This is a genomic window from Leptospira chreensis (assembly GCF_016919165.1).
GTDB lineage: Bacteria > Spirochaetota > Leptospiria > Leptospirales > Leptospiraceae > Leptospira_A > Leptospira_A chreensis.
The window spans coordinates 44,939-66,799 of the sequence record NZ_JAFFPS010000028.1 but is presented as its reverse complement, the minus strand read 5'-3'; the positions used below and the strand labels follow the sequence as shown (position 1 = coordinate 66,799).

Genomic DNA, 21,861 nt, shown 5'->3' with positions numbered 1-21,861 from the left:
ATTTCTGTTAACCTTTGTTTTATCAGTAGGGGTTCGCAAGAGATGGTTAGGCAGGTTGCCCCTTCCCCACAGACTTTGCATAATCACTAGGAGACATTTTTTTTAAAGACTTAAAGGCTAAGTTAAAGTTCGCTTTCGAATTAAAACCGACTTGGTAGGCGAGTGATAATAAATTTGCCTTGGGCTCTTTTTCAATCAACAGGCAAACTTCAGAGATACGAAACTCATTTACTAAACGGTTGAAGTTCATACCCAAGTAGGCATTGATGTATTCGCTGAGTTGGTAATCTTTGATTCCCAGTCTTTCGGAAAGGGATGCCAAACTCAAATCCTCTTCCCGATAGATACACTCCACTTTAAAAAAATAATCGAGTTCCTTTTGTAACTTTTCTAAATCCAAGTTGAGGATCCGAGAAGTACGATAGGCTTGACGAAGCCCTGGCAATATATCTTTGAATAATTCATGATTGATTTCTGTTCCAATGAAGGCAACCACTGCCATGAGGGTAGCAAGTCCTGCAGTAAAATAAATTCCTGAATGCCAACGTAGGATGGTACTAAGCATAATAAAACTCGCAAATACGATATTTCCTTTTAGGATCATTCCGAGTACTTGCACTCCCAGTTTTGCTTCTTTGTTGGGATTGTTATAAAGAATATTTCTATATTGATAGATCATCCATAGAAAAGCACTGACCCAGTAAACACATCCAATGGCGGAGATCATTTCTGGAATAGAAATAGGGGCTCCCGCAAAACTTTGATTCATGGATTGGGAAAGAACATCGGGAACTGTCCATTGTAATAACAAAAGGAGTAAAACTACACCAAAAGTTGGATACAAACGATGGAGGTTGCCTAAAGGAACTCGTTCTAAGCTTAAGAATTGTTCAATTGTGTACTGCATACTCCCGGGGATCAGATAAATCACAGGCACATAACCATGATTCCAAAGAGAAGTTTCAAATTCAAGACCAGCATACAGGCGATAGGCGTAGATTACCAAGGCTCCACCGGAAAAGGCGGCAATCATAGCAAAGGGAAATCCTTTGGAACCTTTCTCTTTAACAAGGATTCCAATGCCCAAAACGAAATGATACCAAGCCCCGAATTGGAGCCAAGAACCGATGAATTCGTACATGATCCAAAAATCAGCCGGAATGCACGCATTCGTCAACCTTTTGGAGGTCCGCCGTACGAAGAATTAGTACAAAATGATGATATTAGACCTAAAAAATCGTCCAAAATCGCCATCTTAGACGCCAATTGAACGTATTCGTGGTAAATTTAAGGCAATTCAGAGGCGAATTATGAAAAAGCAAAAAATATATAGTCTGCTCTTGCCACTAGGGGTCTTCCTCCTCGTAGCTTGCGGACAAAATGTAAACCAAAACTCGAACAATAGTGCTGCCGTACTCGGTGTGTTAAACGGAACAAGTTCCGAGACATCCGCAACCCCGGAAGCTCTAGCGCAAAGTAACGCTGCCCTTTCCCGGGATATCCAATCTGCGTTTGCAAAAGAAAACGACGGAAGTTTCACCTTCAACGACAACATCTCGTTTCTCGCTGAGGATGGGGTAAAGATTACAGGAAACCTTTTCATTCCGAAATCAGGAACAGGTCCCTTCCCTGCTGTGATCTTTGTCAACAGCTGGGCTCTTAACGAATACGAATACATAGTACCTGCAGCGAAACTCGCAAAAAAAGGTTATGTTGTATTCAGTTACAACACAAGAGGATTTGGAACCTCTGGGGGACTCATCAACGTAGCAGGTCCGAAAGATATGTCGGATATTTCCAAAGGAATCGACTTTCTACTTGCGAACGCTCCTGTCAATCCAGCAAACATTGGTATTGCGGGAATTTCTTATGGTGCAGGAATTTCTCTTCTGGGCTTAAGCAAAGAACCTAGAATTAAAACAGCAGTCGCTATGAGTGGATGGGGAAGTTTACCAGATTCCCTATATGGAAACCAGACTCCAAGACTCGTTTGGGGACTTCTTCTTGTCACTGCTGGATATATTACAGGAAGAATGGATCCTGTCATTGCAGAAAACTTTCAAAAACTTTTGGATACAAGAGATGTTGCCACAGTACTCGCTTGGGCTAGCGAACGTTCACCAAACAGTGTTGTGTCGGCGCTCAATGCTTCTGGAAAACCAGTTTATATTTCCAATAACTCACAAGACAATCTTTTTCAACCAAACCAAATCCTTCCTTATTTTGAACAACTCACAGTTCCAAAAAAATTAGATTTGAACAATGGAATTCATGCGACTGCGGAAGTCGGTGGAATTCTTGGAATCAATAACTATGTTTGGACGAATGCTTATGACTGGTTTGACTATTGGTTGAAAGGAGTTCAAAACGGAATCATGTTGAAACCAAAAGTTTCCATCCAAAAAAGATTCTCTGACTCCCGAGTGACCTTCTCCGCTTGGCCCAATCCAAACAAAGTGGAACGCACTTATCATTTAAGACCAATGGGACTCTTAAGCCCAGGGAAAATCACACCAACAGCAAATACAACGAACGGAACTGATACCATTCTTTCTGGGGGAACCAGTGCCTCTACAGGTGTTCCTCTCCTTTCGGAAATCTTGGATGGTGCCGTCTCTGTTCCTGTGACAACCAATGTCAATTTGATTGATCGAACCAATGCTATGGTTTATATCTCAGACAAACTCACTAGTGTTTTAAAGTTAAGAGGTAGAACTTATTACAAAGGTAAAATCAATAGTTCAGACAATGCCCCTCACGTAGTGGTGTATTTGTATGAAGTGGATGTTTGGGGAACAGGAAAACTGATCTCTCACGGAACTGCGACGCTTTTCGGTGTGAAAGGAAAAGATACAGACCTAAGTGTTGATCTACAGGCAGTGGCACATGACTTCCCAGTGGGAAGCCGACTGGCTCTAGCCATCGACAATATTGATCCAATGTATGCAGTTCCCAAACCAATCTCTCTATATACAACTGCGTTCAAACATACAACATCCACAGCTTCCACTCTTCGTTTTGAAAGTGAATGATACAATCAAAATAATGGGTGTGAGTGATTAATGAATTGAATCAACTTTCACCTTTAAACAGTTAGCTTATCGATCGGGAGAGGACACCTCTCCCCTTTTTTTATCCAACCAGCAAATTGATGCGCCCCGGATAGTAGCGGAAATCCTTTCGCAGATGCGAAAGATTGGAGCGGATAGCCGGAAATGGCGCCCCCACTCACTTATTTTTCCATAAGTCTGTTCAGATTAGAATGGACTTGGTTCCTTCCAAGGTTAGAGTTTGTACGATTCATCAATAAAGGGAAACTCGTTGCCGATACATTACTACGCTGGCCTTCATTTGGGTGAGATCACCACCGAACTCGGAAAACAAATTACCGAAGACCAAAAACAAAATCCCCTCAAACGACCGCTTGTTGTGGTTCCCAATCAAAATCTAATCCCATGGTTACGATTGAACTTACCTAAGTTTGATGTATCTCATCTTTCTTTAAACATTGAATTTACGTTTCTAGAGAAGGCAATTTTAAAAATCATATTCCAGTCTTTGAATATACAAGCATACGAAGAACAGGCAGCTCTTTACCAATACGAAACTTTAAAACGAGATTGTTTTGCCCTAGTCTATCAAAAACAAAAAACATTACTGAAAAATTTTCCTGAAATTCAAATGTATTTGGAAGAGATCCCCAAGTTGTATTATCTTTCCGATGTACTGACAAGGTATTTTAAAGATTATGAATTGAACCGAGAAGAATGGATTAAGGATTGGCTGGGACAGGAATCCAAAACAATTCCCAGTGATCTTAAAAAAGATCCTTATTGGGAATTAGAAAAACAAATTTATACGGAAATTTACAAAGACAAATCAAAACCGAAGAATCTATTTCGTTATTTGGAAGAAGGGAAAAGTTTGCCTCTGAACGGCAACTTACACTTGTTTTGTTTGTCGAATCTTTCGGGAACTTATATTGATTTTTTAAAAGAAACAGCATTGGGTAAAGATTCCCAACTTTCCGTTCATATCTACCAGTTTCACAATGGAAAAACCATTGGTAAAAATTCAGAGAAAACAAAAAACTATTTATCTAAATTTTCCAAACCCCAATCGTATTTGGCAAAAGAATTTGCTAAGGACAGCTACAATAAACAGAAATCAAAATTTATGAGCGGGGGAATGCTTTCCAAGTTAAAGGCTTTTTTACTAGAAGAGTCTTTGAAAGTAGAAAACTATTTAGAAGACCAAACGGTCAGAGTCTGGAACGCACCCTCTGTTTACCGGGAAGTAGAATCCATTGCGCACGACATACTTCATAAAATTAGTTTGAGTAAGGGGAAACTCAATTTGCTTGATTTTGCCATTTTAGTTCCGAACATGAACGAATACAGATCTGCCGTCGAATGGGTGTTTGATGGCGGAATTTATGCGACACAAAAAAAAGAAAACCTGCCGAAGTTACTAAAAATTCCGTATTCCATTACTGATTTAGTGGCCAAAGATACATCCCAATTGTATTTAGCGTTATCTACTTTGTTTCGTTGTATCAAAAATGATCGATTTGAAAAAGAAGATATCCATTCCTTGTTTAAAAATCCGCTACTAACTGGCGGTAATGAAACAAACGATGAAGAAACTCCCCTGAAGGTTTTGGACTTAATTGATTCTTTGGGTTCTATCTACGAAGAAGAAAAAGAATTCAATCCTTATACCATTTCTTTTGGGTTGAAGCGTGCGGTTCTGTCTATGGTTTCGGATGAAGAGACGGCTTGGGAAGAAGCGGAAGTTGTCACAAAACCAATTTCTTCGGACAAAACCATCATTCAATTTGTGGAAATTTGGAACCGAATCAAACAAGTCCAAAGGGAACTAAAAGAAAAAATTCTACAAACACCAAAAGAAGAACGTTATAAAAACTTTGAAAGTTTGTTTCAAAAATTATTTTCCTTTGAAGGCGAATGGGAAAAAGAACTCACCTACTTCAACCAATGGTTAAAGTCCATACAATCTTGGTGTCAGAGTGATTGGAACCAAACCAAAGACTTTTTAGAAATGATCTCACTTCTCACAGAAGAAGTTTTTTCTGACATACCGATGCAGCGTGGAAACTACTTAACGGAAGGAGTGACGGTTTCTCTTTTGCAACCGATGCGACCCATTCCTTTTTTGCATGTATACATTGCAGGGCTCGGAGAAGGAAAATTCCCTGGTTCTGTGGACCGGTCTAGATTCAATTTACGAAGATACGATTCCAAACCTTGGGATCTCAATCGAAGAGAAATCCAAGAATCTCTTTTTTGGGAATCCATTCTTTCTGCAGAAGAAAGTATTACCTTCTCTTATGTGGGAAAAAACACATTAGAGGATAAAGAATTCGAACCTTGTTCCACATTATTTGAAGTGATGACGTCGATGGAAATCAAACAAGCCGTGGAATTACCACTAACATCGTATAGTCGATTCTATGATGAAACCCAATTCCCATCTTTTGATTATGTTCGGAACTTTAAAAATTTCAACGACAAAGAAGGAAATCTTCCCACTCCCCATTTTACCGATCCGAATTCACTCATTACATCAGAGATCACCAAACAAAAAACAAATGAAATCACGGTGAAACAGCTTGCGATTGGCCTCAAAAACCCCCTCCTTGGACCTTTGTTAGAAAACCTGGGTCAGATTTGGGAGGAAGAAGAGGAAGAGGCAGAAGAACCCTTTCGTTTGAACAATTTAGAAATTTATACAATCAAAACCATTTTCGTTCCCATTTTTGCTGAGTCTCTGGTCAGTGAGAAGGATTGGACTTGGGATCGGGAGTCCATCCAGAATCACCTAACGGAGTACACGCGAAAAGCAGAACAAAGTGCAGAGTTCCCCTACGGCGCCTTCCATATTGTTTCTTCTGAAGTTCTACTCAACGAATTAGAAACCATTTCCGAAAGATTTCGTGTACTCAAAGATTCAGTGTTTAATGAAACGAACCATTTGTCCTATTTTAAGGCTGTTTCCATTGGGGATACAGGACTTAGAGACTGTAAAAAAATAAATCCATACCAAGTTTCAAACCTTCATACCATCATTGGGGAATGGGAAAATTTAATTGAAAAGGACGGGATTTACTACTGGGTCCATTCCGGTAGTTTGTATGAAAAACCAAAATATCCGAACGAATATTTAAAAGATTATTTGGGTAAGATGGCTTATATTTTGATTAGCGCCTGTTTGTTTCGGGTGAGCGGAAACAAATTAGTCATCATTCCCGCCAATGCGAAGGATTTTAAAAACGATGCCCTTCTTGATTTTTCAAATCTTTCGGAAATGGATTGCCAGTCATATTTGAATTCGATTTACCAATTGGTGACGGAAGAAAATCCGAAGTACATTCCCAATGCCGGCTTGAATCTTTTCTTTTCCAAACATTCTTTCGAAGAGTTGGAAGGAAACCCAGACACCATTGATTCTTTATGGAAAGATTTTTTATCAGAAGAATCTGATACCATCTTACATTTTGAAAACCAAATTATGAAACTTTCTCCGTATACCAAAGTTTTATTGGAAGAGTTTTCTCTCCGGTCTGTTTGGGAGATATTTTTACCTCTCCTAAAAAAAGGATTTCGATAGATGGATCATCCCCTATTCCACAAACCTAAGTTTATCGAAGCCTCGGCAGGTACGGGGAAAACTTATCTCATCATGGAAATGTTAGGTGAGATCATGAAACATGATGTGGAAAACAATGTATTAGAAAATCGAATTCTGAATACTTTGATTCTCACCTTTACAGAAAAAGCGGCAGGAGAATTAAAAGGAAGGCTCAAAGCAAAAATTTTGAAACTTTCGGAGGATGGAAAAAATCCTGGTTTCTATCGGTACTTGCGCGACTTAGACCAAGTCACCATTTCCACCATCCATGGGTTTTGTAATATGGTTTTGAAAGAATACCCAATCGAAACACAAAACAATCCCAATGTCCGGCTTACCAATGCAGAAGAAATCATCAAAAAAAGTTTTTATCTTTTAAAACGAAATCATTGGGGAGGAAAAGATTTTAAGGATTTAGCAAAGAACCTACTCGAATCTAAAGCTTTAGAAAAAGAATCTTCCATTACCTTTGCCGTATCCAAACTTCTCTCTCATACAAAAAAATATTATTTTCCCAAGGTTTTGACTTTGGAAGAAATCCTTTCTTCCCCAAATCTAGAAAAAATTCTTTCAAGTTTGTCCTCAGTCATCCAGACACTACAAGGAGCTGTGGGCCAATCCATCGTAGAGCAAGCAGACAAAAGAACCATCCCGAAATGGATGGAAAACTGGCTCTCCATGAGTACTTTCCTGGAAGCCCTTCGTACGAAAGATTTAGAATCGATAAAGGGCGAATTACAAAGAATTGGTGGCCTGCAAAGAAAAGCGGATAATGAATCATACCAAGGGTTCGCTTATTTATTGTTAATCGGAAAAACGATTACTAAAAATCTAAACCAAGATGCCATCCAAGTACAATCTTTGATTGCAGAACTGGTTTCTTTACTCCAAGAGAGCTTTCCCTTAGATAAAATCGATTTGAATGGAGAATGGTTTTTACAAGAAACAGCCCTTCAGCTGGTAGAAGATACAAAATTACAATTGAATACGGGAGATGCCCTCACCTACGACCAAATGATTCTCAAAGTTCATGAATCCGTGGTCACGGTGCCCAATCCATCCCTTGTCCAATCCCTAAAGGAACGTTACCAGGTTTGTATTTTGGATGAGTTCCAAGATACAGACCAAAACCAATACCAAATCTTTCGTTCTCTCTTTGTGGATCCCAAAGACAATAGTCGTATGTTATTTTGTATTGGAGATCCGAAACAAAGTATTTATGGATTCAGAGGAGCTGATATTGGAATTTATTTAGAGGCAGCAAGTGATTTTACAGGCTCCAAAGCTAGTTTATCAACAAACTATCGTTCTACGAAAGAAATCATCGAGGGACTAAACCTCCTCTTTCATAATGATAAAAGAGATTTGGGAGAAACTAATTTTTTTCCTATTGAAGAGCCGGGTTCAGAAAAAGCAAACTACCAATACCATCCTGTTGCCTACCCCAATGTTTCGGAAATCAAATATAGTTACACCCAACCTGAGGAATATGGAATCCATATCATCCAATACCCAGAGAACTTTCAAAATGTCAGTCGGGCTCGGATTGTTTGGGCGGAATCCATAAAAAATGAAATCCTTTCTTTCCAACAAAAAAAACAAACTCTTTCTTATTCCAAAAACGGAGACCCAAATCCAAAAAAGGTAAACTTAAGAGACATTGCCGTGTTATGCGGAAGCAAAAAAGAAACAGAACTTATCGAAAAAGTTTTATCGAAATCAGGAATCCCCTGTTCCATCTACAAACAGAGAGGAATTTTTAAGTCCAGGGAAGCCGAACAAATTGAAAACTTACTCGAATGTTTGGCAGAATCCAATAGTTCTAGGTCTTACAAACGGATTCTTTTTTCCGAACTTTTCGGTGTCCACCCAGAAGATTTATCCAGATACAACGAACATTCCATTGATTCTTATGAGAAGTCTTTAATGGATGTATGGTTAAAACTGATTCGAGACAATCGTTATGCGACTTTCTTTCGTTCTGTTATGGACGAAACAAAAGTATTTTGGAACCGCGACCTTAAAAACTTGGAATGGGAAAGAAAACGCACCAATTACAGACAAATCTTTCAAAGGTTACTAGAATTTCAAATTCGAACCAATGCAAATCTCACAGAGTTACTAACCGAACTTCGCGAACTGAAACAAAAAAAATCCTCTCCTGAGGAAGAACCTCTCTTTGATCGCGAAACAGAAGATGATGCGGTGCAGATCCTAACCATCCATGCATCCAAGGGTTTGGAATGGCCTATTGTATTCTTATATTATTTTGGAACGAGACCCCCAAGCCTCAATGACTATGAATACCCAACACTTGCAGAAGAGAACCACAAAACAGAAAGAAGGTGGATTCTTAGCCTTTGGGATTCTAAAAATGGAAAAGGAAACGAATTTAAACATTTTCTAAATGAACAAAAACGTATGTTATATGTGGCCCTAACAAGGCCCAACCTAAGACTGTATTTACCAAAAATATCATGGGGAAAAGATTCCATCCAAAAGTCTGGATACGGAAACATTCTATATTCTGAACTAGAACGAATCCAAAATTTGACAGAAACCCAGTCCATTAACGAAAAAACTTTTTTATTTAGAAACGAAATGAGGATCGAAGTGTCAGAAACCGCTGTGGCTTCCCCCACTACCGAATCGGCAAAAAAAACAAACACAGATCCCATCGTCCTTCCCACAGAAATCAAAGCGGGTAGGATTTTATTACAACATAGTTATACCAGTTTACAAACTTCTCAAAGTCTATTGGCAAAACTAAATGAAGAAATACAAAAAGAAATTGAAGAACCTTTGGAAGCTGAATTCACTAAAATCAAATCAGACCTTCCTTCTAGTTCTAAAGTAGGAAATTTCCTACACCGAATTTTAGAGTTATCCGAGTTTTCCATCTTTGAACTTCCAGTAGATTCCATTCTAAACCATCCTTCTTGGAAATGGGCCTATGCCGAATCCATTCGACAGTATCCGATCCAACTTCCACTCAGTTCAGAAGAACCATTAGAATCAATTGTGGTCAAACTTTTGAAACGAGCCATGACAGCAGAGATCACACTTGCTGACGGCGAAAATTTTTCTTTGAGTGGATTGAAACCAGAAGAGAAGTCTTCTGAATTAAAATTCCATTTATATGTGCAGAAGATGTTGGAGGCCTCGGGGGTTCCACTGACGCAAGGATTCGAAAACTATCTCAAAGGAGCGATTGATTTAGTTTTTTGCAAAAATGGAAAGTATTACATTGCCGATTACAAATCCAATCTTTTACCAAACGGGAATTATGATACAAATGCCGTGACCTCTGCGGTGATTGAGAAAGGATATATGATTCAAAAATCAGTCTATGCTTTGATTCTTTATGATTATCTTTCTTCTTTGTACGGAAATGAATTGGCCTTGGAACGATTTGGAGGCGTGTATTATCTTTTCCTTCGGGGTATGGGACTTACCAAAAATTCAGGTATCTATTCCGATCTTAAATCATCCGCAATGGAATGGAACCAAGAGACATTCAGAGAAATTCGGAAAGAAATTTTATCTTATATCCAAGAAGCCGCATCCAGTTTGGAGAAATTATATTTATGAAACAAACCGAATCATCTTATTTGGAACTAGCAAAAGAAATTTTAACCTACTTTCCAAAAATGCAAGGAACACAAGCAGACTTGGTGGCAAAACTCATTGAAGCCAACCAAAATGGAGATCTCTACCTCTCTTTAACAGATCTATCATCCAGTAGCGATTTTCCAAACCAATTCCCTTTTCATATAGAAGCGGTAGATGGAGAGAATAGACTTTTTTTTCAAAAAACATACAAAGAAAAAATTCATTTTGAATCCAAAGTCAAAAGTTTCATAACAAACCGCAAAGAAGAAACTCCCGACAAACAGGACTCTACAAAAATAGAGTCTGTCATCTCTACGCTCGAGTCTCAATTTGGGAACAAACTCTCTTCCGAACAAAAACAAGCAGTCATAGAATCCATCACCTCTTCCTTCCGAATCATTGCCGGGGGACCGGGTACCGGAAAAACTACCGTGGCTTCTTTCATCTTAAAGGTGTTAGATGCCTTGCAGAAACTACCGACACCGAACCATATTGCGCTTGTGGCACCGACAGGAAGAGCCGCACAAAGACTCACAGAATCCATCCAAAAAAATCTAAACCACTTCGCAGATACCAAAGAACTCGCCTCTTCCTTACGAGGACAAACCATCCACAACCTACTAAGGATTTTTCCGGATGCACCCAAACCGTATTATGGAGAAAAAAGATACTTACCGTTTGACCTCATCATCATGGATGAAACCTCTATGGTGGATCTAACTCTAATGAATCTTTTTTTAGATTCCATTGGCGAAAAAACACACCTAATTTTGTTAGGTGATCCGAACCAACTTCCTTCTGTAGGACAAGGAGAGGTTCTAAGAGACCTACTCACGGAATTCAAAAAAAGAGGCACGTTTGTCTCCGAACTAAAAACCAATCATAGATCCAAATCATCTTCGAAGTTTAGTGTATTTGCCGAACTGGTAAAAGATTCTTTTGATTCACCCGATCTCCACCCAACATTTTCTGATCCCAAAATCACGGAATCACTCAAAAGAGATGAGGAGGAGGATTTCATTTGGTTACAAAAAGAACCATCCAAACCTTCTGACACCAGTCCCTTTAAAGATTGGAAAGGAGATGATCTAATTCAGTTTTTATGGAAGGATTTCTTTTTACCAACAGCGATTAAAGCCACAAACCTAGACTGGAAAGGAGATGATCTAACTGAAGGAAAACACAAAACCCATTTAGAAGAAATGATTTCCGAATATCGATGTTTGACTATTTTAAGAAATGGATATTACGGAATCGAATCCATACAAAGCCGGATTCTGGAACTTGCCAAAAAACAACTGACTTCTTCGAATACCAATCCGCATCACATTGAATACCGACACTTGGCAAAATCTTTTTACTTCCAAGGAATGCCCATCATCATCAAAAGAAACGACCAAATTAGAAAACTCTTTAATGGTGACATTGGCCTCGTCATCAAAATTGATTCCGAACTACGAGCCGTTTTTCCTATCGAAAATCGTTTGTATTCTTTTGCTTTGGACACTTTACCAGAACATGAACCAGCTTTTTTTCTCACCATCCATAAAAGCCAAGGCTCCGAATACAACACCATCTTACTCTATCTGCCACCGATCCCTAGCTTTGATTCGGAAAACACAAAAGAAATCCCCCTACTCAATCGAAGGATCCTCTACACAGCGGTGACAAGAGCGAAAAAGAAAGTCATTCTTATGGGAGATTATCATACTTGGAAGTTGGGGTTAGAGACATTTAGAAAACGAAACACAGGATTTCAATTATCTTAAACCTTTCAGAAGTTCCAAAACAGTTTTCAAATTTCCCAAAACCAAACTACCCCCAGACTCTAAAATGGAAAATTCCAACATCAGATTGATGCTGTTCCCAAAATCTTCATTCAATAAATATCCATCTTCATCAATCGCATAACCAGAAACATGTGGCTTTGTCGGAATTTTGGAGCGAACAATTTCCGGTAAACTACGTTTGTCATTCAAATAACCAAAAACAGGTTTTCCTTTCGCATAGGCATACCCAATTTCAAAAGCAGTTCCATCATCCACACAAACACCCCGGAAGGGATTGCAGTTGGCAATGACCATGTCGCTTTGATGGATGAGGGAAACATTTTCCTTAAAGATTTGTTTTGCTTTTGCCAATTGGATTTGGTCTGTCACTTCCCCATCAAAGGGGGTCAAAGCACGATATCCAAAAGATGTGCAGAGAACTTTTGCCTCAGAGAGGACTTCCACTGCATTGGGCAAAAAAACTTCCGGGCCCGCTAGATAGATAGTTTGCATACTGAAATTCTATCAGGAGCCGGAAAGAAATTTAAAGGATTTTTTAATTCATCCTGGGTTCTACTGGAGTGGCCTTGACTTCATTAAAAGCAAACTTCCCATCCAATCCAAAATAGAAGAACCTAGGCCTCTGAGGATTGTATTGTAAATCCCATGCATCTAAAGCATTGTCTACCCCGACAAACCATTGAAAGTGTCCAAAAAATCTTTGTGACAATCGTAAGTTAAGATTTGTATGTGGGTTCACCATTCGATATCCATAAGTAGCGCTAGTCGTACAAGCAGAGAGATTGTTTTCTGCACAATAATCAGAAACCCCTGCCGGAAGTGCACTCAGCGCATTCGTTATGTTAGCCTGGGCTTGACCTGCGAATACCGCTTCCAAACCATCAAAGTTCGTTGGAAGGTCTGGATTACACCAAAACGGATTTTTAACACAATAGTAAGGTTGTTTTCCAAAAACCACGGCAAATACAGACAAAGACATCCCACTCGATTTTTCATCTAACCGAATGCTGAAATTCCAACGATGAGGCCCTCTTCCTTCGAGAGGAAGTTTCGTCAGTTCATCTCTTGTATCCGTATAAGTATAACCAACGCTAGTGGATACAATTTCAGTCAATCGAAGGTTGATAGAGGACTCGATCCCTTGGGTTGTTGCCTTTTGGTAATTGGAAGTTTGGTAAACCATTAAACCTGATGAGTCTCTGGCAGGATTGGTTCTAAATCCAATTAGGTTGTCTACATTGTTGTGAAAAAGATTGGAACTATACCAAATTCTTTTTGTGATGTCCCACTCCCAACCAAAGTTATAACTTCGTGAAAGTTCTGGTTTGAGGTTCGAACTTCCGACAACGCGATACCCTACTCCTGGATTCAAAAAATTAAAGTATAAATCTTGAAAACTAGGCGCCCGATACCCAAGCCCATTGGCTGCACGAAATCGGAATTGGTCGGTAACATCATAACGGACCGCTAACTTAGGAAGCCACTCTCCCCCATAAATCGAATCATGATCATAACGAACTCCTGGAACAATTTGTATCCTAGGTTTATCAGACACTCGCCACTCATCTTGCAAATAAAAAGCATTTCTAAAACGATAGGCATTCCCATTGATTGTTTGTCCTTTTGCTATTTCTGGATTAAAATCTTCAAAACAAACATTGGGATAAGTTCTGCGGCAATCAGGAGCAATCCTTGCAGAAGAAATTTGGTCCTGTAAATTCTCTGCACCGACAGAAGTTACATGGTTTTCCGAGAATTTATAATCTACTCTAGAACGAAACTCAGCTACGGCATTGTCCGTCCTTTGTTGTGAATCTAAATCATCTGCCTTTCTTTGGTCCGTTGTATACAAATCTTGAAATCTAGAATAGTTAGCATTTAAATTTACATTCACTTTTTGAGTGGCAAGCCAGTCCACATTGAATGCACCCATAAAGTCATGGGTTTTATTTCTCCTGTCATAAACAGTTCTTGGAGGAGTAGCATCCACTGCTGTCTGGTCTAGGTGTCTATAGTAGAACTGACCTGTTAAAGTTAAGTTATCTGTAGCACGGTATACTGTTTTATTCGAAAGATTCATATCATTAAACGCACTTCCAGAAGTTGATTCTAGAGGTGGTGAATAATTCGGTAGCCTAGTTGCTAGTAGATAAGAATTAACAGCAGATGTATTTGCAGGATAGGGATTGTAACCGGGTGCAAGAGAGGCATACCTTCCATTCCTTGGACCTGGTGTCGCATCTGGTGTTAGGTCATAACCATCCCCCTTATGCCAACCGACAGTAATGAGAGTTGATAATTTATCACTTTTTGCTCCGACGGTTGCATAGTTTCGAAACTCCATATAAGGCCCGTAATACTTTTCACTTCCAGACCCACCGAGTGTTCGAAACTCAGCATACAACGGATCTTGGGCTTCTTTCGTAATGATATTGATCACACCAGCAATGGCATCTGATCCGTAAATGGCAGAAGAAGCTCCCTTAACAATTTCAATTCTTTCGATGTCTTCTGCTTTGAATCGAGTTAAGTCAATCGATCCACTAAAACGTCCCGTGGTTCTTTGTCCATCCACAAGGATGAGGACATTCTGTGCGGATAATCCTTGCAAACGAACTGTCTGACCTCTTTCACCGGCTTGGGCTGGTCTCACTTCAATTCCAGGCACATTCCCTAATGTTTGCGACAAGTCTCTTGCACCCATCGCATCGATGTCTTTTCTTGTTAAAACCTCTGTTGTAATCGTGGAATCTTTTAAGAGGTTCTTCCTTCTTGTTCCAGTCACAGTAATCATATTGGCACGATCAAAATTTGTTTCGTTTGGCTGGACCCCTGATTCACCATGTTTTGTCTGTTTGGTGGCCTCAGGAGTTTCTTCTTTTCCGGCAGAAGACTGGGAATACAAAGCTGAATGAATTAACGCTGAACTCAAATAAATTAAAAAAGAAAGATGGAGAACCTTTTGGGCGAGCAAACCCAAGGTTCTTTCAAAACTAGTTTTCATACATTATCTACTGATGATCCAATCGATTGAAATTATAACTTTTTCCATTGAAACTTTGGAGTCCCTGAAGTTCCTGCGGCGCTATAATAATCCAACATCTGAATTGCGTATTTAGATCCATCACTGCCGGTAATGATATAAACGTCCGTTTTGGCAGTTAAAATTGTATTAGAATAAGTATACCAAGCGCCATATCCGGCTGGCATCGGAGTCAAATCCAGGGGGGCAGCCATTACAGGATTAATACTTTCTGAGGAAGAAGTCACAGGTCCTCCACCAGCAGAGGAGAGCCGAACGTCCACAACTGGCGTACATTCTGCACCAGTAAAAGCGGAAGCGAAATTTGTAGAGCCCGATTTACATGCCCCACCACTCCCAGATCCACTCGTCCCACTATTTGTCTGAATATTATATCTTTTTAAAGCAATATCCCATTGCGAAGTAGATTCCACCTTAACTCCGTTTGACTTCAGACTGACATACACCCAAACACAACTTGAAGTTGCATTGACTGTCGTTGTATAAGTTCCCGTTGTGTTCACGGCATTGGCAGGAAGCGCGGTACAAGGAATACTACCACCTTCCACTCCCCCAGCTAAAAGTAATAATGCAACGGAGGAATCACCATCACCTTCTTTTTTTAGCGAACAATTATTGAAAAATAAAATAATTAATAAAATTGCGAATGAGAAATGTTTTAATGTTTGGAGTTTTGATTTTATAGCCATCTGAATGCCTCTTCTTATATTTATTTGCCAAAGAACCCGGAAGTCCTTTGGCAAATCCTACATTATTAAAATTATAGGATTGGTTTTGTGGATACGTGGACTTTTGTTGCTGTTAATAAAGCTGTGCTTGAAAAACGGAAGTATGCAGGAATAGTATCCGCCGTTGCCAAGACATTGCTTGCATCAGGCCAAGAAGAATACTTAATGATCGCATTATCATTATTAAGCGAACCTCTAACTTTACAATCAGCTCCGTTCACACCAGTTGCCCAGAAATGAACTGAAGGAGCAGCAGTTGTAGAGTTTCCAATGCTAATACAAACATCAGTAGCATTTGCTAAGGACAGAGTTGGGTTAGCACCGGAATCGACCTGACCTCCTTGGTAGTTTCCGTAATCTTTATTCCGAAACCAAGCGTATGGATTGGCACTGGAAACAGATTTACCAACTACAAAAGAATACTGGCCAGTCAAAGTGGGAGCCGTAGCAGTAGGAGCCGTTTTATAACCTAAGAAAAAATAAAAATAGCCATTGTCTCCTAGAGCTTTTAAGTTCTCGATTCGAACAAAATTTCCATTTCCAGCAACCGGCTTACAAAGTGCTGCATAAGTGCCTGATGTATAAGATGCATCGATGGTTTTTTCACAAACGGTATTGGGGTCTTCGAAGTTCGCAGCAAGAGCTAACAATCCAAGGGAAGTATTATTATTATCGCTCGATTCGTCAGGACATGCAATCGAGAGGGAACCCACTACTAGTAGGGTAAGAATCAGAGTCAATTTGCGGAGTTGTTTCATTGGTCATTTTCCTAAAAGAGAATGAGTCTCATTTTTTGTACCTCCGAATTCCGTCAAGTACTTTGAGACTCATTCTCTTTTGTATTGACGTTTCCTCCCTTCTCCTCGAACCTTGGATCATGATTCAACTCAACTCGACCAAAACATTAGGAACCATTTTGGCATCCCTGATGGTTCTATCATCAGCCATAAATGCAGAAACGACCCATCGAATTGTTTCTGTAAACGGTACAGTCACTGAAATTATTTACGCACTCCAACTCGAAAGCCAATTGGTTGCTGTAGATTCCACATCCTATTTCCCAAAACAAGCAACTTCACTTCCGAATGTTGGTTACCAAAGAACACTGACAAGTGAAGGGATTTTAAACGTGAAACCCACACAAGTGATTGGTTTAGAATCCGCAGGTCCACCAGCGACCCTCCAAAACTTAAAAGACGCAGGGATTCCCCTTCTATTGTTTCCAGATGAATACAAACTAGAAACCCCAAGCAATCGAGTGTTAGAGATTGGAAAAATTTTCGGCAAACAAAAAGAAGCAGAAAGTTTAGCAAAATCGATCAAAGAACAAATCCAAAAACTTAAAATCAAAAAAAGTAATCTAAAGGTTCTCTTCATCTATTCACGAAATCCAAGTTCTGTTTTTATTGCTGGGACGGGAACTGCCGCTCATGCCATGATCGAACTCTCCGGTGCAAAAAACGCCGTGAACGAATTTTCTGAATACAAACCGCTGACTAGCGAAGCCTTAGCAAAAACAAATCCCGATATCATTCTGATGCCAGAAAAATCGGCACAAGGATTTGGTGGTGAAAAAGCCATTTGGGAAATCAACGGAATGGAATTCACTCGCGCAGGCAAAGAAAAGAATTTAATTTTAGTTGATGATTTACTTCTACTTGGGTTTGGTCCAAGGCTACCTGTAGTTTTAAAAACACTCAATGATAAGTGGAAGCAGTTGGAATGAAGAAAAAAATTCTTTTTATCACCTTCTGCATAACCTTTACTATTTTTTCTGCATTCGCATCTTCGTTATTCGGAGCGATGAACATTCACTGGGGAGATTTATTCCTCAGTGATAGTATGGAAGCTCGAGTATTTTTTGAGTTACGCGTACCAAGGATTCTTCTCGGACTCATGGTAGGAGGATCTCTTGCTTGGTCTGGTGCTCTGGCTCAAGGATTATTTAGAAATCCTATAGTAGATCCAGGCCTGATTGGAATCACAGCAGGTTGTTCTTTATTTGCTTCCATTGCCATTGTACTCGGTAGTTCCATCCCATTTTTACATTCGATCTGGAGTGTTGTTCTCTTCTCTTTTGTTGGAGGCATTTTATCTTCCTTTATCATTTTCTTTTTTGCAAAATCAAAAGGAAGAACCGATATTTTTGCAATGTTACTCTCCGGAATTGCAGTCAATGCAATTTGTTTTTCAGCGATTGGAATTTTGAGTTACATCGCAAACGAAGCACAACTTAGGAACCTTTCCCTTTGGAATATGGGGAGTTTAGGTGGTGCCTCCTGGAATCTCTTAAAATCATTTTCCTGTTTTTTTGTATTACCACTTCTCGTAAGTCCCTTCATTGCAAAACAATTGAATGTATTTATCCTGGGAGAGAGAGAAGCAACACACTTAGGAATCTCCACTGAAATTTTAAAAACCTCCATCATCCTCTTAATTGGTGTGAGTGTAGGGACTTGTGTTTCAATTGTAGGTAACATTGGATTCGTTGGTTTGGCAGTACCTCATATCGTCAGGCTTGCCATTGGACAGGACTATAGGTATCTACTCATCACAACTTACATTTTAGGTGGGGGACTACTTTGTTTTGCGGATGCGATTTGCCGCGTGATCATTGCTCCTTCCGAAATTCCTGTAGGGATTGCAACAGCACTACTGGGATCGCCTTTCTTTCTTAGTTTGATCAGAAAAAGGATGCACTCTACATGACAATACAAGCTATCGACTTAGACTATTCGATTGGATCCAAACAAATCCTCTCCCAAATAGAGTTAGAAATCAAGCCAGGGGAACTCCATGTATTAATTGGGCGCAATGGTGCTGGTAAATCTTCCCTCTTTCATATGTTATGTGGTGATATAATCCCACAAAAGGGAAATATATATTTGGATGGAATCGAATTACGGAATTACTCCAAAAGCCAGTTGGCCCGGATCAGAGCCGTTCTCACACAAGAGACAAACATCACCTTCCCCATTCATTCGGAAGCCGTGATCGCACTCGGTCGACACCCCCATCCAACAGATGTCTCTAGGGATAAAGAAATTGTTCAAACTTGTTTGAAGATTACTGATTCTATTGAACAAAGAGAACAAAACTATGCCACTCTTTCCGGCGGAGAGAGACAAAAGATCAACTTTGGTAGGATCTTAGCGCAAGCCTGGGAAACACCACCTCGGTATATATTCCTTGATGAACCGGTATCTGCTTTGGATATCCCCAACCAATACAAAACTCTCAATATCTGTAGGCATATGGCAGACCAAGGTTATGCGGTTTTTATGATCTTACACGATTTAAACCTAGCAGCCCAGTATGCAGACAAGGTGACCCTACTCCACAAAGGGAAGATCATTAAGTCTGGGAAACCAAATGATGTACTCACGATCGAAAACTTAGAAACTGCATTTGGAATCAAAACAAGAATTTTAAATGCACCTGAAGGTAATTTTATCATTCCAGAAATCATAGGAGAAACAATATGAATGAAAACTTAAAACAACAATGGGAAAATCTAACAAAAGAAATGCCCAAACTCAGAATCCGTGACGCTGCCAAACATTTAAAAGTAAGTGAAGCGGAACTACTTGCCACAAAAATTGGACCTTCTGTAAAACTTCTTAAACCAGACTGGGCAGGATTTTTACTCGAAACAACAAAACTCGGTTATGTGATGGCGCTCACCCGAAACGAATCTTGTGTTCACGAAAGAAAGGGAGTCTACAAAGATGTATCGGTCAATGGACAAACGGCTCTTGCGGTTGGCGAAGACATAGACCTTCGAATTTTTCTTAAAGATTGGAAATACGGATTTTATGCAGAAGAACCAAGAGAAAACGACGTGATGTGTAGTTTTCAATTCTTTGACTCAAAAGGCGAAGCAGTTCACAAAATCTACCAAACAGAAAAATCGTTAGTCGATGGTTGGGAAAGTATTAAAAACCAATTTGTGGATGAGACACAAACCTTTACCACACCAACAGGGGCAACGCCCCCAAAAACAGAAACCAACGACCCGAAAGACATTCCACAATTTTTAGAAGCATGGGGCAAACTCGAAGATACACATGATTTCTTTTCTTTACTTCGTAAGTTTCAATACTCCCGAGAATTTTCTCTCAAAGCCGCTAGTGGTAAGTTCTCTTTTAAGATTTCGACAGAAGAATTTCTAAATTTAATGAAACAGGCAAGCAAATTAGAATTGGACATTATGATCTTTGTTGGAAACCCAGGAATGATCCAAATCCACACGGGAAAAATTCAAAAATTAGAACCGATGGGGCCTTGGTTCAATGTATTGGATCCTGAATTCAATTTACATCTAAGAACCGATAGGATTGAATCCGTATACATCGTCGACAAACCAACTAGAGATGGGCTCGTAACTTCTGTCGAAGTTTTTGACAATGATGGAATTCTGATCTTACAAATGTTTGGAAAACGTAAACCCGGAATTCCACAATCAAACCATTGGTTCCAACTATCGAGAGAATATACGAATAAAAGCGAGGAACTAAACCCTTCTCTTGTATAAATCACTAGGGAAACTCAACTTCATTCGAAAACCTTGAGTACCATCAATACTCAAGGTACCTCTCATCTGTTTCTCTGCGATCGTTTTCGCTAAACTTAAACCCAACTTCTTTTCTTTCAACAAATCAAACCCTACAGGTAACCCAACACCATTATCACCATATTCAAAATGGCATACATTTTCTTGGAAAGAAAATAGAATCGATATCTCACCAACCTTATGATCAGGAAAAGCATATTTAAAACTATTGGATAGTACTTCCGTAAACACAAGCCCCAGGGGAACGGCAGTATCAAGAAGTAATGACCCCTCACCTACCTGGATATTTACGCGAATTTCTGCCCCAGAAGGAGGATAGGTATCACGAACCATAACAACTAACGAATTCAAATAATCAGAAACTGGAATTTCGCTTAGGTCTTTGTTGGCATATAAATGGTCATGAACCAATGACATAGTTTGGATTTTTATCGAAGTATCCTCTACAATGGCCTGGATATTTTTATCATCTGGAAAATCTGATGCCTGAATCATTAAAATAGAACGAACCATCTGAATTGAATTTTTGGTTCTATGAAAAATTTCTGCGACCAAACTTTCTTTTTCTCGCAAAGACTTCCGGATCACTTCTGCATAAACTTTGTTTTCTTCAATTTCTCCGGAAAGAAGCCTGTTACTCTGAATTAACTTCTCATAAGGATCATTGATTGCGGCGAGAAAAACTGCCTTATAAATCAAATAAAAAGCACCAATTTTATAGATATGCCCGATGACATTGTATACATCAAACACACTTGTATACACGGCAAAAACCATTTCACTAAAAATACAAACAATAAAAGCAGATAAATAATATTGCCTTTGCCTTTTCGATACATAAAAGGTAGCTCTTCTATAAATCATGAGAGAAAAAAAGAGGAGGGCAATGATCACAAACTCTGCATTTTTTTTGAAGTTGGTTAGTCCTTTCCCCTGTTCATAGGTTTTAGGGATCCACTCAGAATAAAAAATAACCAAAAGGAAAACGACAAAAGCCAAAAGTAGAGCAAAGAATAACAAAAAATACTTTTTTACCAAACGGTAGTTTTCCTGTGGTTTGATAAAAATAGCACCAAACAAAACCATTGCCGTGATCATCCGAGAAAAAATCCAAAACTGCGAAGACTTATTACCTGAGTTTTGGGTGATGAAATCAGGCATACCGGTATACCCCAGTGCATGCATAAAGTCAATCAACCCGACAACAAGGAACCCAACCCCAAGAAACAAGGTATGGGCATTGCGACTTTGCGAATAAGAAAAGTAACCGAGTCCAAAAATAGAAAAAGAAACAATAACACTAAAGATTTCGGTAACATTATGAAATACCAGAAAATACCCAATTTCATATTCACAATAAAAATAACCAGGGAATGCACTAACAAGCAGAAGTGGGGAAAAACAAAAGAAAACAACACCGAGATACAGGTAATTGCTTTTCAATACTGCAAAAAAAGAATTATT

At 39.3% G+C, this 21,861-nt stretch carries 14 protein-coding genes; 8 read left to right on the top strand and 6 right to left on the bottom strand.

Features of this window, described 5'->3' with window-relative positions:
• Nucleotides 1-46 precede the first annotated feature (46 nt).
• Nucleotides 47-1,141, bottom strand: coding sequence for a helix-turn-helix domain-containing protein (locus tag JWG41_RS09155; RefSeq protein ID WP_205269627.1), 1,095 nt, complete (start codon nt 1,139-1,141; stop codon nt 47-49).
• Nucleotides 1,142-1,310: 169 nt separating this feature from the next.
• Here JWG41_RS09155 and JWG41_RS09150 point away from each other — a divergent pair, with 169 nt between their 5' ends.
• The 4 genes from JWG41_RS09150 to recD all read left to right on the top strand — a co-directional run bounded on the left by JWG41_RS09150 (nt 1,311) and on the right by recD (nt 12,032).
• Nucleotides 1,311-3,032, top strand: coding sequence for a CocE/NonD family hydrolase (locus JWG41_RS09150; RefSeq protein ID WP_205269626.1), 1,722 nt, complete (start codon nt 1,311-1,313; stop codon nt 3,030-3,032).
• Between the two features lie 289 nt (nt 3,033-3,321).
• Nucleotides 3,322-6,630, top strand: coding sequence for an exodeoxyribonuclease V subunit gamma (locus JWG41_RS09145; RefSeq protein WP_205269625.1), 3,309 nt, complete (start codon nt 3,322-3,324; stop codon nt 6,628-6,630).
• Nucleotides 6,631-10,242, top strand: a complete 3,612-nt coding sequence (locus tag JWG41_RS09140; RefSeq protein ID WP_205269624.1) for a UvrD-helicase domain-containing protein — start codon at nt 6,631-6,633, stop codon at nt 10,240-10,242. It abuts the gene before it with no gap.
• The gene (gene recD / locus JWG41_RS09135) at nt 10,239-12,032 is read left to right on the top strand and encodes an exodeoxyribonuclease V subunit alpha (RefSeq protein WP_205269623.1); all 1,794 of its coding nucleotides are present in this window, start codon (nt 10,239-10,241) and stop codon (nt 12,030-12,032) included. Before JWG41_RS09140 ends, recD begins: the two co-directional genes overlap by 4 nt.
• Here the strand turns inward: recD and JWG41_RS09130 are convergent.
• The 4 genes from JWG41_RS09130 to JWG41_RS09115 all read right to left on the bottom strand — a co-directional run bounded on the left by JWG41_RS09130 (nt 12,024) and on the right by JWG41_RS09115 (nt 16,582).
• Nucleotides 12,024-12,545, bottom strand: coding sequence for a nucleoside 2-deoxyribosyltransferase (locus tag JWG41_RS09130; RefSeq protein ID WP_205269622.1), 522 nt, complete (start codon nt 12,543-12,545; stop codon nt 12,024-12,026). The genes recD and JWG41_RS09130 overlap by 9 nt on opposite strands.
• Nucleotides 12,546-12,588: 43 nt before the next feature.
• Nucleotides 12,589-15,057 (bottom strand): TonB-dependent receptor plug domain-containing protein, encoded by a 2,469-nt coding sequence (locus JWG41_RS09125; RefSeq protein ID WP_232373891.1) that lies wholly within the window; start codon nt 15,055-15,057, stop codon nt 12,589-12,591.
• 32 nt (nt 15,058-15,089) lie between these two features.
• A complete protein-coding gene (locus JWG41_RS09120) occupies nt 15,090-15,785 on the bottom strand; it encodes an HmuY family protein (protein WP_205269621.1) in 696 nt (231 codons plus the stop codon).
• Nucleotides 15,786-15,856: 71 nt separating this feature from the next.
• On the bottom strand, nt 15,857-16,582 hold the full coding sequence (locus JWG41_RS09115) for a hypothetical protein (RefSeq protein ID WP_205269620.1): 726 nt from the start codon (nt 16,580-16,582) through the stop codon (nt 15,857-15,859).
• Between the two features lie 119 nt (nt 16,583-16,701).
• Between JWG41_RS09115 and JWG41_RS09110 the strand changes: the two genes are divergently transcribed.
• The 4 genes from JWG41_RS09110 to JWG41_RS09095 are packed head-to-tail and all read left to right on the top strand — an operon-like array spanning nt 16,702 to nt 20,358.
• Nucleotides 16,702-17,550, top strand: a complete 849-nt coding sequence (locus JWG41_RS09110) for a heme/hemin ABC transporter substrate-binding protein (protein WP_205269619.1) — start codon at nt 16,702-16,704, stop codon at nt 17,548-17,550.
• Nucleotides 17,547-18,533: a FecCD family ABC transporter permease gene (locus tag JWG41_RS09105; RefSeq protein ID WP_205269618.1), complete on the top strand. Its 987-nt coding sequence runs from the start codon at nt 17,547-17,549 to the stop codon at nt 18,531-18,533. The genes JWG41_RS09110 and JWG41_RS09105 overlap by 4 nt, the downstream gene beginning before the upstream one ends.
• On the top strand, nt 18,530-19,309 hold the full coding sequence (locus JWG41_RS09100; protein ID WP_205269617.1) for a heme ABC transporter ATP-binding protein: 780 nt from the start codon (nt 18,530-18,532) through the stop codon (nt 19,307-19,309). The genes JWG41_RS09105 and JWG41_RS09100 overlap by 4 nt, the downstream gene beginning before the upstream one ends.
• Nucleotides 19,306-20,358 carry a hemin-degrading factor gene (locus tag JWG41_RS09095; RefSeq protein WP_205269616.1) on the top strand — a complete coding sequence of 351 codons (1,053 nt, stop codon included), beginning with the start codon at nt 19,306-19,308 and terminating at the stop codon, nt 20,356-20,358. The genes JWG41_RS09100 and JWG41_RS09095 overlap by 4 nt, the downstream gene beginning before the upstream one ends.
• Here JWG41_RS09095 and JWG41_RS09090 read toward each other — a convergent pair.
• Nucleotides 20,338-21,840, bottom strand: coding sequence for an MASE3 domain-containing protein (locus JWG41_RS09090; RefSeq protein WP_232373890.1), 1,503 nt, complete (start codon nt 21,838-21,840; stop codon nt 20,338-20,340). The genes JWG41_RS09095 and JWG41_RS09090 overlap by 21 nt on opposite strands.
• Nucleotides 21,841-21,861 lie beyond the last annotated feature (21 nt).